The sequence below is a fragment of the Acinetobacter sp. CIP 102136 genome, from assembly GCF_000369685.1.
In the GTDB taxonomy this organism is placed as follows: Bacteria; Pseudomonadota; Gammaproteobacteria; order Pseudomonadales; family Moraxellaceae; genus Acinetobacter; species Acinetobacter fasciculus.
In genome coordinates this window covers 1,961,215-1,976,280 of the sequence record NZ_KB850142.1, presented here as the reverse complement: position 1 = coordinate 1,976,280, position 15,066 = coordinate 1,961,215, and the positions used below count along the sequence as shown (strand labels likewise).

Here is a 15,066-nt window from a genome sequence, read left to right as displayed (position 1 = left end):
TACATTATCTAGATGAAAACGAGTTTTTTAACTTTGCAAGGCTTGCCAATCGGTAAGCCTTTGTCATTTCTGGAGATGTATATTATGAGTTTAATTTGTCCTTACTGCCTATCTGATCAAGTCATCCAAGTGGTGAATCAACAAGTGAATGGAACTGAATCATCAGGTCTAGCGGCATCAGCTTCGTTCGCAACCATTGGTGCATCCATATCAAAGGGTTTACCTTTACCTGTATCACCACTGCTTGGCGGGCTTGCAGGTGCAGTCATTGGTGGTTTATTCAGCAGCGTGTTTGATGAGCCTAAAAAGCCGATCACCCTGGCCTACTATCACTGCAATCACTGTCAGCAGAATTTTCGTTGAATCAGCATAGGAGATAAGAACGATGGCACATCAAATCGAACAAATCGCCTATGTTGGCGAAACCCCTTGGCATGGTCTGGGTAATCAACTCAGTCCGAACCAACCACTCGAAGTTTGGGCACAGCAAGCTGGAATGGACTGGCGGATTGAATCGTCGAATGTCAGTTATATGGCACAGAATGAACGTGGTCAGAGCATCATCATGCCTTTTGAAGAGCAGCGAGTGTTATACCGTTCCGATACTCATGCACCCTTGTCTGTGGTCAGTCAGCGTTATCAGGAAGTCCAGCCGATGGAGATTCTGGAGTTCTACCGGGATCTGACCGAGCAATCCGGTTTTGAATTGGAAACCGCAGGCGTACTCAAAGGGGGGAAGAAGTTCTGGGCATTGGCACGTACCGGGCAAAGTACCGCGTTAAAGTCTAAGGATGTCAGTAATGGTTATATCCTACTGGCTACTGCGTGTGATGGCACCTTGGCAACGACAGCACAGTTCACAAGTATCCGAGTAGTTTGTAACAACACTTTAGCCATTGCTCTACGTGGTCAGAGCAGTAGTGCTGGTGTAGTGAAAGTTCCACATAGTACCAAGTTTGATGCAGAGAAAGTGAAGCAGCAATTGGGTATTTCAGTTCGTGCCTGGGATGAGCACATGTATGAGATGAAACAGCTCACACAGCGTAAGGTGAGTCAGCAAGAAGCCAAAGCTTATTTTGATGCCGTATTCAACAACAGCACCATGTCAATTTCCGATCCTGAAGAAAACATCATTCAGTTCTATCGTAATGTCGCACAGCAAGTTCAGGAGAAAAAGCCTGAACCCAATGGTCGTGCCATGAATAAAGCTTTGGACATGTTCAATGGGCAAGGACGTGGTGCTGACCTGTCATCCGCCAAAGACACTGCTTATGGTTTACTGTGTTCGATCACGGAATTTGTGGATCATGAACGACGTGCCATGAGTACCGATCATCGTCTTGATTCAGCTTGGTTTGGTGCAGGCGCAGGTCTTAAGCAACGTGGACTGGAACAGGCTTTATCTTTGATAGCTTAAGCTCATGTAATCCATCCAACCTTAACCCCGCAAGTCTCAACAATCGCTGAGTACAGCACACACGTAACTCTCTCTACTTACTACTCACAATCAATAATCTGAATCAGCATGCATATCGCCATACCCGACCTCGTGTCGGGTATGGCTTTTTTATGCACTTCTTTTTTACAAAAACTGAAATTTATAAGGATAGAACCATGAATCAAATCGCACCGATTTCAAATCAGACTGTACAGGCAGGTGTTCAAACTGCATTAAATCCATTAACTACACCTAAACGAGCTAGTTCTGCAAAACGCTTAGTCAACACCAAAGATATGGCGTATCAAGATTGGCTTGAAGTTCGTAAACAAGGCATTGGCAGCAGTGATGCAGCAACAGCATGTGGCTTAAATCCCTACATGTCCATGTTAGAGCTTTGGCTGATCAAAACAGGTCGTCAGACTCAATCCATTGAAGATGAAAGTTCAGGTATAGCACCGCTGTATTGGGGCAAACAGCTCGAACCTTTAGTGGCTGAGTATTACAGCATGCACACCAATAATAAAGTTCGTCGAGTCAATGCTGTATTACAACACCCTGATCCTGATAAGCATTTCATGTTAGCAAACTTGGATTACTCTGTTGTAGGAAGCGACGAAGTTCAGATTCTTGAATGCAAAACAGCAGGTGAGCATGGAGCAAAATTGTGGCGTGATGGTGTGCCTTTATATGTGCTTTGTCAGGTACAACATCAACTGGCGGTGACTGGTAAACAGGCAGCGCATGTTTGTGTCTTGATCTGTGGGCATGAAACCAAGATCTTCAAAGTGACACGGTCTGAATCAGTGATTGAGCATATTGTTAAAGCAGAACGATATTTCTGGGAATGCGTGGAAAAGGATACACCACCATCCGTGGATGCAAGTGAATCCGCAGCTAAAGCGATTCAACAACTTTATCCAGCGCATGTACCTTTAACCGTAGAGGATCTCTCGCAAAATGAAAATGCCAATTTGATGTTCGACCAGCTCATCAAAATGAAGGAAGAGATTCAGCATAAGCAGGAACGCTTTGACCAGCTTAAACATGAAATTCAGATGATGATGCAAGACAAGGAAAGGGCAGTCTTTGCTCATGGCTCAGTAGTCTGGAAGAAAGCCAAGGATTCTATCAGTCTCAATACCAAAGCATTGCTTCAGCACCAGCCTGAACTCATCGAGCTTTATCCACTTGAAAAGCAGGGCAGTCGTCGATTCAACATCTATTCCGACTAAGCCCGATCTACAGCACCCAATCAAAAAATCACAAAAATCGCTCCCCGCTCTCTACCCTTCGGTAGAGAGCAAATCGGTCGCGATCTCTGTAGCACTTTATCTGGCTCTACATTCTTTGGGTAACTTATTTGGTCCTTGTTCCGACCTACATATATAGACCCAAATTCGTAAGGTAATACATTAAGGAATATCAACATGATTAAAGGTTTAGCAATTACTCCACCAATCTTAGGGCGTATCAGTATCGGTCGGATGATCGAGAAGAATGGCAAGCGATTGCCTGAAAAAGATGATCAATTCACCATTACGTCCCAGATTCAAAGCAAAGAAGGCTGGGTCAAACATCCATTGGATGATCAGCTTCGAGCCAATACGCCTAATCAAAAGTTGCGCTCCATCCCTGTTCGCATGATCTTCAATGATCCTGACTTAAACCTACGTGCAGAATACACCTTATTTGACCGTCAGACCGGTCGTCCCGTCTGTGTCGGTAATGGGGAAACCTGCCAGCGTTTAACCAATCAAGGCGTGGAGCAACTTCCCTGTCCATCCCCTGATTTATGTCCATTGGCTCAAGGAGGGAACTGCAAGCCCTACGGGCGTTTGCATGTGAACTTAGATGAATCGGATGAGTTTGGCACCTTCATCTTTAGAACTACGGGCTTTAATAGTATTCGGACTTTGGCTGCACGGTTGAACTATTACCATGCGGCCTCAAATGGCTTGTTGTCATGTCTACCCTTGCAATTGATATTGCGGGGCAAGAGTACGACACAGAGTTATCGTCAGCCAGTGTATTACGTGGATTTAACTTTAAGGGAAGGGATTAGCTTGAATGAAGCCATTATTCAGGCAAAGCAAATTGATGAGCAGAGTAAGCAGGCTGGGTTTTATCAGGAGGCTTTAGACTTTACTGCAAGGAAGGGTTTTGCGAATGGAAGGATGGAGGTCGATATAGAGGAAGGCTTGGAGGTAGTTAAGGAGTTTGATATAGATGAACTTATTGAATCTGAACCCCTGCAAACTAGAACCAAAAAGGAATCTAAATCAGGGCCTAAGTTCCATCAGGGAGAGGGTGTTGTACAAGAGATTCAGAAAAGCTTGCAGCAGAATGTACGGGTTGTAAATTAAAAAAACTTAAAGAGAACAGCGAGTTCTCTTTAATTTATTTATTTTTTTGCTTGTATTAAAAAATAAATAAGATGATTGAACCTAATACCAAACGATACCAAGCAAAAACTTTTAAAGTATGTTTTTCTACAAATTTAACCATGGCTTTTACCACAAGCAAAGCTGCGATGAATGCGGTTACAAAGCCTACGGAAATATTCAATAAATTTTCTGAAGTTAAAACATCAACGTTGCGAAATATGTCATAAGTAGCGGCACCAAGCATTGTTGGTATGGCAAGGAAAAAAGAAAATTCAGTAGCTGCTTTACGTGATAAACCCGCCAACATCCCCCCAATAATGGTTGCACCAGACCGTGAAGTCCCCGGAATCATCGCAAGACATTGAACCAAACCAATAACAATGGCCTGTTTGAATCCAATATTGGTTGCCTCAATGGTTTGGACTTTAAAATTTTTAGCTTCTACAGCAAAAATTAACAGTGCACCAATAATCAGTGCAGATGCAACAACCGAAGGACTGAATAAAACTTGTTTAATAAAATCAACAGCTATAACTCCGATCACTACTGCAGGAATAAATGCAATGAAGACATTTATCGCAAAACGTCTCGCATGGTAATCACCTGATATAAAACCATGTAGTAGATTAATAATTTTTTTACGGTAGAGCCAACAAACGGCTAAGATTGCGCCCAGTTGAATGACAACTTCAAAGACACGGCCTGAGTCTGAATGAAAATCAATTAAATGGCCAAATAAAATTAAATGACCAGTACTGGAAATGGGTAAAAACTCCGTTAAACCTTCTATAAAACCTAAAAATAAGGCTTTAAGTACTGAAATTATATCCATAAATAAAGTGAGTCACAGAATAATAATAACCATCACTTTTAAGATATTTTTCTGCATTTATAAATTCACTGAGCCAAATTTTTACGCTTTCTTTACGCGGCATCCAAAGTTATGGATAGAGACTTTACGGTTTTATTTTTCATACTAGATAGTGGAATATCCCAATGCTTAGGATGAAAAACATGAGTGCGGTCATTCACGCGCATCAGCAGGTACAGCATCAAAAAAATTGCGTTGTACAAAACAATCAAAATATATCTTATTTCAACTTCTTTAAGCAGATTTCAGCTCTGAAACATAGGAGTGAAATGCCATGTTAGAGTTTGCTTTGCTTTTAGCCATCGTCTTTGTTCTGGCTTATCCCTTGGGTAAATACCTCGCAGCAATTATGCACAACCGCGATATGAAAATTGATCCTCTATTCAATTGGATTGAAAAGCCCATTTACGCGGTTTTAGGAATCAATCCCAAACGGGGGATGAATGTCAAAACCTATTCATTCAATTTTGTCATGAGCTGTGCAGTGATCGGTTTGGTGACTTGGACTCTATTTATGGTTCAAGCCAGCCTGCCGTTGAACCCAAACCATGCACCGAATATGTCATGGGATTTGGCGCTGCATACCATGATTTCGTTTCTGACCAATACCAACCAGCAGCACTATTCAGGACAGGCGCAACTGTCATATTTATCGCAAATGGTCGGCATTGTCGGCTTGCAGATCATCACGCCGATGATGGGCCTGGCGATGGTGGTGGCTACAGTTCGAGCACTGTTCTACAAACAATCCAATGCACTTTCTGAAACCGATCAACAGACCAGCTTTAAGCATAAAGTGCAACAAATTAATGTCGGCAACTATTGGGCCGATGTGATTCGTCCGACGTTCCGCTTTCTGATTCCTTTATGCATGGTTTGGTCATTATTGCTCACTAGCCAAGGCGTACCATCGACTTTTCAAGGCGGCCCAGAAGTTCAAGTCATCGACCAAAGCAGCGAATTAACAACGCAAAAAATACCTTTAGGCCCTGTTGCGCCCATGGTAGCAATTAAGCAATTGGGCAGTAATGGTGGTGGCTGGTATGGTCCGAACAGCAGTGTACCTTTGGAAAATCCGACACCATTGTCAAACTTTCTGGAAATGCTTGCGATTTTACTGATCCCTGTTTCGGTGATTTTTATGCTGGGCTTTTTCACCAAACGCGCCAAATTCGCAGGCTTGGTCTTTGCTTCAATGCTGCTGATGTCGATCATTTCTGCGACTAGCGCTATCTGGTCAGAAAGCCTTTCATCGACTTCGACATTGCTTTCCGCCATGGAAGGTAAAGAAGTGCGTTTTGGCGAGGCATCATCTGCTTTGTGGTCAGCGGTCACCACCCAAGTCAATAACGGCTCAGTGGATATGATGCATGATTCATCTGCACCGCTCACAGGTATGGTGCAATTGTCCAATATGCTGATCAATGCCATTTGGGGCGGGATTGGCTGTGGTTTACAGCAATTCATTATTTATCTGTTTTTAGCAGTCTTTATTGCAGGCTTAATGACCGGCCGCACCCCAGAATTGTTTGGCCGCAAAATTGAAGTCGGTGAAATCAAGCTGCTCGCTGTTGTGATTTTGATCCAACCCATCGTCATTCTTGGTTTAACCGCAATAACTGTATTTTTTCCTGAATTGACGGGCAACAGTAATCCGCAATACCATGGCATTTCTCAAGTGCTATACGAATATGTGTCTGCATTTGCCAACAATGGCTCAGGCTTTGAAGGGCTATCAGACAATACCGTGTGGTGGAATGTCACATGCGGTATTGCTTTATTGCTCGGCCGTTTCCCGACATTAATTATTCCTTTAATCATCGCTACACGTTTAGCTGCTAAACGCCAAGCACCTGAAAGCAGCGGCAGTTTAAAAGTCGAAACGCCAACATTCGCACTGACTTTAATTGCCATTGTGGTGATGTTGACCTTATTGCAATTTATGCCAGCCCTGGTCTTGGGGCCAATTGCTGATCATCTGTTATTGGTTCAAGGTTAAGGGTGAGTACAATGAATCATTCAAAACACACTGTTCAAACACAGCAAAACACCATAGCTTCAACCTTATTTCAAGCTGAAGCATGGAAAAATGCCTTTATTAAACTGCTGCCGCAGCATGTGATTAAAAATCCGGTGATGGCCATCGTTTGGCTTGGGACGCTGATTACACTGGTTAGTACAATTCTAGGTCAATCTAGTTTGGTTTTTGGCTTATTGGTGACGTTGATTTTATTTGTGACGGTTCTCTTTGCCAATTATGCCGAAGCGGTTGCTGAAGCCAAAGGCCGCGGACAGGCGTCATCCCTGCGTCAAGCGCGTCAGAATTTGACGGCGCGCCGGATCCATTCTAAAGATGATATGGATGGGGTGCAGATTTCAGCGGCTGAATTGAACATGCATGACTTGATTGAAGTGCGTGCAGGGGAATTGATTCCCGCAGATGGTGAAATAATTCAGGGCTTTGCTACGATCAATGAAGCTGCAGTAACAGGTGAATCTGCGCCGGTACTCCGTGAAGCGGGCACAGATAAATCTGGGGTGATTGGCGGAACCAAAGTCTTAACCGACCGGATCATCGTGCAAGTGACCGCAGAGGCGGGAAATAGCTTTCTCGACCGAATGATTGCTTTAGTCGAAGGCTCAAACCGTCAAAAAACACCGAATGAAATTGCCTTAGGTATTTTACTGACCGTGATGACTGTGACTTTTATCATCGTCGTGGTCAGCCTGCCGTTGATTGGACATTTCCTGCATATTGAAATCAGCCCGATTTTATTGGTGGCGCTATTGGTCTGCTTGATTCCAACCACCATCGGCGGCTTATTGCCAGCTATTGGAATTGCAGGGATGAACAGAGCGCTCAAAGCCAATGTGATTGCCAAATCAGGCAAGGCGGTTGAAGTTGCAGGCGATATAGATGTTTTACTACTCGATAAAACCGGAACTATTACTTACGGTGACCGTCAGGCGACTGCTTTTTATCCCTTAACAGGAGTGACGGAGTCTGAACTTCGCCAAGCGGCGGTACTGACTTCTTTGGCCGATCCAACGCCAGAAGGTAAATCGGTGGTTACTTTGGCCAAAGAGCAAGGTGAAAGAGTGGCCGAGCCTGAACAGGCTGAGTTTATCGCTTTTAATGCGTCCACACGCATTTCAGGCCTTAACTTGGCGGATGGTCATCAAGTGCGTAAAGGCGCTATGGATGCCATTCTTAAATTCGCTTCGCAAAACCTTGAAAATCATGCCGAACTGAAAGCGCGCGTAGAACAAATAGCTTCAAAAGGGGCAACGCCGCTGGTCGTGGCTAAAGATCAGAATTTGTTGGGTGTCATTGAACTATCAGACGTGATTAAGCAAGGCATTAAAGAAAAATTTGCGCGCTTACGTGAAATGGGCATTAAAACTGTGATGGTGACCGGAGATAATCCGCTCACAGCAGCGGCCATCGCAGCAGAGGCTGGTGTGGATGATTATATCGCTGAAGCGAAACCAGAAGATAAACTCACATGCATTCGAACCGAGCAAAACAAAGGACATTTGGTAGCGATGGTCGGTGACGGTACTAATGATGCACCGGCGTTGGCCCAAGCAGATATTGGCTTAGCCATGAACTCGGGAACGCAAGCAGCCAAAGAAGCAGGCAATATGGTGGATTTAGATTCTGATCCAACCAAATTGCTATCTGTGGTTGAAATAGGCAAACAGCAACTGATTACTCGCGGTGCATTAACCACCTTTTCCTTGGCGAATGATGTATCAAAGTATTTTGCAATTTTGCCGGCATTATTCGTCGCGGCAATTCCGCAAATGCATGTGTTAAATGTCATGCAACTAGGCAGTTCTGAAAGTGCCATCCTGTCTGCGCTGATCTTTAATGCGATCATTATTCCTCTGCTGATTCCAATTGCACTGCGCGGTGTGAAATTCAAACCTTCGACATCTACCCAATTATTGCGCCGCAACATGCTGATTTATGGTGTGGGCGGGGTGCTGCTACCGTTTATTGCCATTAAAGCGATTGATCTGCTGATCAGTCCAATCTTGGCCCTATAAATTTTTTGAGGATGACAAAGTGAATATGCAAAATCATCAATTGGCAGACTCATCATGGGGTGAGAAACTGCGCGCTTCGTTTGGAATGACCATCATTGCTCTAGGCTTATGCGGCTTTGTATATAGTGCTGCTGCAACCAGCTTAGGACAAATGCTCTTTCCAAAACAAGCCAACGGCAGCTTGATTGTCGAAAATAATCAAGTGATCGGTTCACGCTTAGTGGCACAGCCTTTTGCCCAAGTTCAATATTTCCATCCGCGTCCATCTGCCGCAAATTATGATCCTATGGCGATGGCCGGAAGCAACATGGCGAGAACCAATCCTGAACTGCAGAAAGCCATAGAGGAACGGCTGAATCGAATCGCAGCGAAGGAACAGATTGAAAAATCTAAAATTCCTGCGGATCTGGTCACCGCTTCAGGCAGCGGCATCGACCCTGAAATTAGCGTGCAATCAGCCATGATTCAAGTGAAGCGGATTGCCCATGCACGGCATATGCCTGAACAGAATATCGAAAAACTGATTCAGTCGCATACGGTTCAGCCGATTTTTGGGATTTTAGGGCAGGCACGTGTCAATGTGCTTGAATTGAATTTGGCTTTGGATCGGGGCAGGAAGTGATATGAATGGCTTGATGATTAAAATATAGTGATTGAAAGCTATTGAATAATCTGAATTAAGTTATATACGATTGTTGGGCGAGGGGATGTTCTATACCTCCGCCCAACGGTGGCATCCATATTGCCCAGCAATAGCCAAGCTGACTTTAGACGCATTTAAATGAATTTAAAAACATCTTTTAAAGCAATAAATAAAGATTACTTCTATGACTGATCCACGAACCAATAAAGCCGATGTTTTGCTGCAACATACACAGCGTTATCAGTCTGGGCGGCTGACGATTTTTTTAGGCGCAGCTCCGGGCGTGGGAAAGACCTTTGCCATGCTGGTTCGTGCGCATGAACTGGCGCTGCAGGGTATTAATATCGTCATTGGCTATGTAGAAACGCATGGCCGTAGAGAAACTGAAAATTTAATTTCTGGTTTAGATATAATTCCGCGCAAGGCTATTGAATATCAAGGGCAGCATCTGGAGGAAATGAATCTAGATGCCGTTTTGGATAAAAAGCCCAGTATTGTTTTGGTGGATGAATTTGCCCACACTAATATGCCCGGCAGCCGTCATGAAAAACGCTGGCAAGACATCAATGAATTATTAGATGCTGGTATTGATGTTTTTACCACCATGAACATTCAGCATTTGGAAAGTTTGAATGATGTGGTATATCAAATCACTGGGATTCGTGTCACTGAAACCGTGCCAGACCGGGTGTTCGAACGGATTAGAGATATCCGCTTAATTGATTTGCCTGTGAATGAGCTGTTGGAGCGCTTAAACCAAGGGAAGGTTTATGTGCCTGAGCAGGCGGAACAGGCCTTACAGCGATTTTTCAACAGCTCCAACTTAACGGCACTGCGTGAACTGGCAATGCAAACCGTTGCCAATTATGTTGATAATGATGTACGCGAAAATTTCGCCATTCAAGGGCTTGCTCAAATCCCCTTAAAAAATCATGTCTTAATTATGATTGATGGCAAAGGGCATTCTGAAGCTTTAGTTCGGACTGGATGCCGTATTGCCGAGCATCGTGCGGCAAAATGGACAGTTGTTGCTTTTTCTCATGATACGCAAATCATGAATAAACAGGAAAACTCGCAAAGCCGTGAAATTGAACGGGCTTTAAACTTAACGCGTCAAATGGGTGGAATGACAGAAGTCCTTCACGGCCAGCAACATGCTAAAACTTTATTTGATTATGTGATGGACCGCGGCATTTCAACCTTGGTTTTAGCACAAGCGGCTCCGCAAAAGTTTTCGCTGAATTTAAGGCTCAATTTGATTGATCAATTACTGCAATACCGGCCCAGTTTTGAACTCAGTATTGTGCCGATTATTGCAGAGAATAAGCATCTGTCCTTTTTCACTCAAAGGGCATTCTTGTCGCTGAGAGAAATACAGTACGTACTAGCCACCACGGTCATCAGCATTGTGATTGCAAGCTTAGGGGAAAAGTATTTAGGGATTGAAGATCTTTCGGTGATTTTTATCACCGCTGTGGTTTTTGTGGCATCAAAAACACGGATGCTGGCTGCAGCTTTTTCAGCCATCCTATTCTTTCTAGCTTATAATTTTTTCTTTATTTCCCCGCAATTTACATTTCAGATTTCTGCACATCAGGGGATTGTCACCGTGATTGCATTTTTGGGCGCGGCTTTAATTTCGAGCCGATTAGCGTCACGTTTGAAAGAGCAGGTGACTGCACTCAAAACGGCGAACAGTTATAACAGCATTATGCAGGATTTAGGGCAGAAGCTGTCCACAGCATTAGATTTGGCACAAATCAAGGAGATTGCTGAACATAGCCTGAGTAAAAATCTCAATGCAGATGTCTGGCTGTATTTCCCAGATACTGCAGCAACTCAAGCATCATCCACTATCATGAGTAATAAAGAAAAAATTTCAGCCGATTGGACATTCAAAAACCATCAACCGTCCGGTCGCTTTACCCAAACCTTGACGGAAAATGAGTGGTGGTTTTTGCCCTTATTGGCTTCCAAGCAATGCTTAGGCGTGGTGGGGTTGAAACTTAAAGATGTGCAAGCAGTAATCAATACGGAGCAAAAACAGCTCGCTGAACTCATGGTAGAGTATCTTGCGCAGGCGATTTTCCGCACCCAGCTGACCAAGGCTTTGGAAATAGCCAATGTGAATTCTGAAACGGAAAAATTGCGCTCGGCATTATTATCATCCGTATCGCACGATTTACGCTCGCCTTTGGCGTCGATGATTGGAGCAGCGGATACTTTGAGCACTTACCGCCATTCCATGAATGAAAATGATCAGGACAGCTTGCTGGAAGCGATTCATTTAGAGGGGGAACGTTTAGACCGCTATATTCAAAACCTACTGGATATGACCCGTTTAGGCCATGAAGGCTTAAGCTTGAAGCGGGACTGGATTGGAGTTGATGAACTGATCGGTTCAGCAATGCGCCGTTTAAACCGTTATATGCCAGATGCATTGGTTGAAGTGCATGCGCCTCAAGAATCTTTGAGTTTATTTGTACATGCCGCCTTGATTGAACAGGCCATTTTTAATGTGCTGGAAAATGCCGCAAAATTTTCACCAGAGAATAAAGCTGTGATGATTGAGGTGCAGCAGGTGAATGAAAATGAGATCGAAATTGCCATAACTGATAAGGGGCAGGGTATCCCGGAAGGTGAGCGGGAACGCATTTTTGACATGTTTTATACCATGCAGCGCGGTGACCGCGGGCAATATGGTACAGGCTTGGGCTTGACGATTGTGAAAGCGATTGTGGGTGCGCATATGGGGAAAATCATGGCATCATCAGGCAAGAACAATCAAGGAACATGTATCCGCATACAGCTTCCTATTCAGCAAATTACTTAAAGCATCTAGCAGCTTTTAGGTGGGAAAATGCCAGAACAGAATGAATCAGCCAGCTCCATGACCAATGTCTTGATTATTGATGATGAAAATCAGATTCGAAAATTCTTGGATATAGCACTCAGAGCGCAAGGCTATAAAACCCTTTTGGCTGAAAATGGCCAAAAGGGTTTGGAACTCCTAGCTTTGCAAGGCGCAGATTTAGTGATCCTCGATTTGGGTTTGCCAGATTTGGATGGTTATGAGGTTTTGTCTGAGCTTCGCACATGGTCGCACGTTCCAGTGATAGTGCTGTCTGTGCGGGCAAATGAAGAAGAAAAAGTGAAGCTTCTGGATGCTGGCGCAAATGATTATGTGACCAAGCCGTTTAGTGTTCAGGAGCTGATGGCGCGCATTCGTGTACTGCTTAGGCAGCATCAGCATAGTACTGTTGATACGGCAATTTTTGATGATGGCGTATTAAAAATCGATTTTTCCAAACGGCAGGTTTTTTTAAATCAACAATTGCTCTCCTTAACACGCAAAGAATATCAGCTGCTGAATTTATTGGCGAAAAATAAAGGCCAATTGATTACCCAGCCGCAAATACTGAAAGAGCTGTGGGGGCCAACGCACCAAGAAGATACGCATTATTTAAGGATTCTGGTTGCTAAATTAAGAGTGAAGTTAAATGATAATGCTGTGCAGCCTAAATATATTATTACTGAACCGGGAGTGGGTTTGCGATTTTTGAAGATTTATTAATATTAAATATGCCATTTATTTTACATGAGTAATTAGACCTCTTTCATAAATCATTTTTTGCTCAGTTCCAAGTTGTAGATTCCAGCGATTAAATTGAATCTCAAATCAAGCCTTTTACCTCTATTTCGATAACGCTCAGCAAGGATTTTGAAGGTTTTCAGGTTGCCAAATACATGCTCAATTCCGATTCTTCTTTTATTGATTTCTTGATTATAGATTTTCAATTCAGGATCCAATTTACAGTGTCTTTTGGCTTTTAATGGCAACAGGCTATTCGGATACAACACATAAATCCCCTGATAGCCTTTATCTGCAAGGATAAAAGCCCCAAAAGGAATCTGGTTTAAATTGCGTTTGAACAACTCGAAATCATGCACTGCACCGCGACTGGTACATAAACTCAGAATTTTCTGAGTTTTGTAGTGAATCATGGCCTGTACTTTAAAGGTATGGGTCTTTTTCTTGCCGCTATAGCTTTTCTTCTGTTTTTTTAGGCCTTTGGATTGGAATTTCCGTGGCATCCACGATCACAACATTCCAGTCGATGCCTTCGCCCTCGGGTAAATCTTTGGGTAAATTAAACAGATTGGACCGAATCAGGCAGTCTTCAACATGACGGACAATTCTTGAGGCTGTGGGCTCTGAAACCCCGTAACTCGTTGCAACGTGAAATAAGGTTCGGTATTCCCGCCAATAGCTCAGACACAGCAGAACCTGATCCTCCAGACTTAACTTGGGCGGTCTGCCTTTGGCAGAGACATGCTTCTGCAATTGCTCAACCATCAAATAGAAAGTTGACCATGAGATGCCTGTGTATCGCTTGAACTGAGGATCAGAAAGCTTGTTTGAATCGATGTATTTCATCCGCAGATTATGCACGAATGCTAAGAAATCCGGAGTGCAAATATTAACCAAAAAGAAGATCGTTTTTTGATTTATGAAAGAGATCGTTTTTTGATTTATGAAAGAGATGGCAGAGTAAAACTTGAAGTGCGACATAAACCACCTAATTAATTTAAAGGGTTTATGGAGTATATAAAATTGTCATACCATCATCTTAACTTTGAAGATCGTACTGCATTAATGCTTGAGTCAAGAAAAGAAGGCTTTTCAGCCAGAAAATTTGCTGAACTCATTAAAAGACATCCTAGTACGATCTATCGTGAGCTTAAAAGAAATAGCATCAATGACGTTTATCAAGCTCAATATGCTTCTGATAACACCTTCGCTAGACGTAGACGTGGTCACAGAAAACTCAAAATCGATTCAATCCTCTGGAAATTTATTGTTGAAGCGATCCGTTGTTTATGGTCTCCTCAGCAAATAGCAAAGCGTTTAAAGACATTTCCTGATTTGGATCAAACAATGAATGTAAGCCATACAACGATTTATTCAACGATACGAGCATTACCAAAGGGTGAGTTGAAAAAAGACTTATTATCCTGTCTGCGTCATGAAAATAAAAAGCGAAAAGCTAACGGTGAACCTAAAAAAGATTCTATATTACAGGATATTAAAACTATTCATGAGCGCCCAGCCGAAGTTCAAGAAAGAAAAATACCGGGTCATTGGGAAGCTGATTTAATTAAAGGTAAAGACAATAAAAGTTCGATAGCAACACTTATTGAACGAAATACACGGCTCTGTATCTTGGCAACATTACCTGATGCAAAGGCAGAATCAGTGCGCAAGGCTTTAACTGAAGCTCTGAAATATTTACCTGCAGAACTGCGTAAAACGTTGACCTATGACCGTGGACGCGAGATGGCAGAACATAAAATACTTGAAGAAGATTTAGGCATAGATGTATATTTCTGTGACCCACATTCACCCTGGCAAAAAGGCACATGCGAAAATATGAATGGTTTAATTAGGCAATATTTACCTAAAGGGATTGATTTAAATCAGGCAGATCAGCATTATTTAAATCAAGTTGCCATGTCACTGAATACTCGTCCTAGAAAAGCGTTAGATTGGCTTACACCATTAGAGAAATTTGCTCAGCTTGTTGATTATCATAAGACTTTTCAAACTGTCGCACCTCATGTTTGAATTCGCCGATCTATTGTTATTTTTATGTTTTAACTTATTTTAAATTGG

13 protein-coding genes are annotated in these 15,066 nt (G+C 43.0%); 10 read left to right on the top strand and 3 right to left on the bottom strand.

From position 1 onward, the window contains the following. Positions 1-84 precede the first annotated feature (84 nt). The 4 genes from F893_RS14855 (at position 85) to F893_RS14840 (ending at position 3,804) form a co-directional block, all read left to right on the top strand. Positions 85-363, top strand: coding sequence for a hypothetical protein (locus F893_RS14855; RefSeq protein ID WP_005252885.1), 279 nt, complete (start codon positions 85-87; stop codon positions 361-363). 22 nt (positions 364-385) lie between these two features. Further along, on the top strand, positions 386-1,417 hold the full coding sequence (locus tag F893_RS14850; protein ID WP_004281619.1) for a DUF932 domain-containing protein: 1,032 nt from the start codon (positions 386-388) through the stop codon (positions 1,415-1,417). A 197-nt stretch (positions 1,418-1,614) separates the two neighbouring features. Beyond that, positions 1,615-2,673, top strand: coding sequence for a YqaJ viral recombinase family nuclease (locus tag F893_RS14845; RefSeq protein ID WP_004281620.1), 1,059 nt, complete (start codon positions 1,615-1,617; stop codon positions 2,671-2,673). 195 nt (positions 2,674-2,868) lie between these two features. Continuing rightward, positions 2,869-3,804, top strand: a complete 936-nt coding sequence (locus tag F893_RS14840) for a recombination directionality factor (protein ID WP_004281621.1) — start codon at positions 2,869-2,871, stop codon at positions 3,802-3,804. Between the two features lie 55 nt (positions 3,805-3,859). Here the strand turns inward: F893_RS14840 and F893_RS14835 are convergent, their stop codons facing one another. After that, positions 3,860-4,657, bottom strand: coding sequence for an undecaprenyl-diphosphate phosphatase (locus F893_RS14835; RefSeq protein WP_004281622.1), 798 nt, complete (start codon positions 4,655-4,657; stop codon positions 3,860-3,862). Positions 4,658-4,970: 313 nt separating this feature from the next. Here F893_RS14835 and kdpA point away from each other — a divergent pair, with 313 nt between their 5' ends. From kdpA to F893_RS14810, 5 genes are all read left to right on the top strand, one after another. Beyond that, positions 4,971-6,695, top strand: a complete 1,725-nt coding sequence (gene kdpA / locus F893_RS14830) for a potassium-transporting ATPase subunit KdpA (protein ID WP_005252878.1) — start codon at positions 4,971-4,973, stop codon at positions 6,693-6,695. A gap of 11 nt (positions 6,696-6,706) precedes the next feature. Next, positions 6,707-8,749 carry a potassium-transporting ATPase subunit KdpB gene (gene kdpB / locus F893_RS14825; protein WP_005252876.1) on the top strand — a complete coding sequence of 681 codons (2,043 nt, stop codon included), beginning with the start codon at positions 6,707-6,709 and terminating at the stop codon, positions 8,747-8,749. A 19-nt stretch (positions 8,750-8,768) separates the two neighbouring features. Then, positions 8,769-9,371 (top strand): potassium-transporting ATPase subunit KdpC, encoded by a 603-nt coding sequence (kdpC, locus tag F893_RS14820; RefSeq protein ID WP_005252873.1) that lies wholly within the window; start codon positions 8,769-8,771, stop codon positions 9,369-9,371. Positions 9,372-9,576: 205 nt separating this feature from the next. After that, positions 9,577-12,225 carry a sensor histidine kinase gene (locus F893_RS14815; protein WP_005252871.1) on the top strand — a complete coding sequence of 883 codons (2,649 nt, stop codon included), beginning with the start codon at positions 9,577-9,579 and terminating at the stop codon, positions 12,223-12,225. A gap of 27 nt (positions 12,226-12,252) precedes the next feature. Then, entirely contained in the window at positions 12,253-12,966 is a 714-nt protein-coding gene (locus F893_RS14810) for a response regulator (protein WP_004281627.1), read from the top strand. A 50-nt stretch (positions 12,967-13,016) separates the two neighbouring features. Here F893_RS14810 and F893_RS14805 read toward each other — a convergent pair whose 3' ends face one another. Further along, on the bottom strand, positions 13,017-13,487 hold the full coding sequence (locus tag F893_RS14805; protein ID WP_005252869.1) for an IS5/IS1182 family transposase: 471 nt from the start codon (positions 13,485-13,487) through the stop codon (positions 13,017-13,019). Then, positions 13,435-13,830, bottom strand: a complete 396-nt coding sequence (locus tag F893_RS14800; protein ID WP_008306679.1) for a transposase family protein — start codon at positions 13,828-13,830, stop codon at positions 13,435-13,437. The genes F893_RS14805 and F893_RS14800 overlap by 53 nt, the downstream gene beginning before the upstream one ends. A gap of 219 nt (positions 13,831-14,049) precedes the next feature. Between F893_RS14800 and F893_RS14795 the strand changes: the two genes are divergently transcribed. Next, positions 14,050-15,018 (top strand): IS30 family transposase, encoded by a 969-nt coding sequence (locus tag F893_RS14795; RefSeq protein ID WP_081398964.1) that lies wholly within the window; start codon positions 14,050-14,052, stop codon positions 15,016-15,018. Positions 15,019-15,066 lie beyond the last annotated feature (48 nt).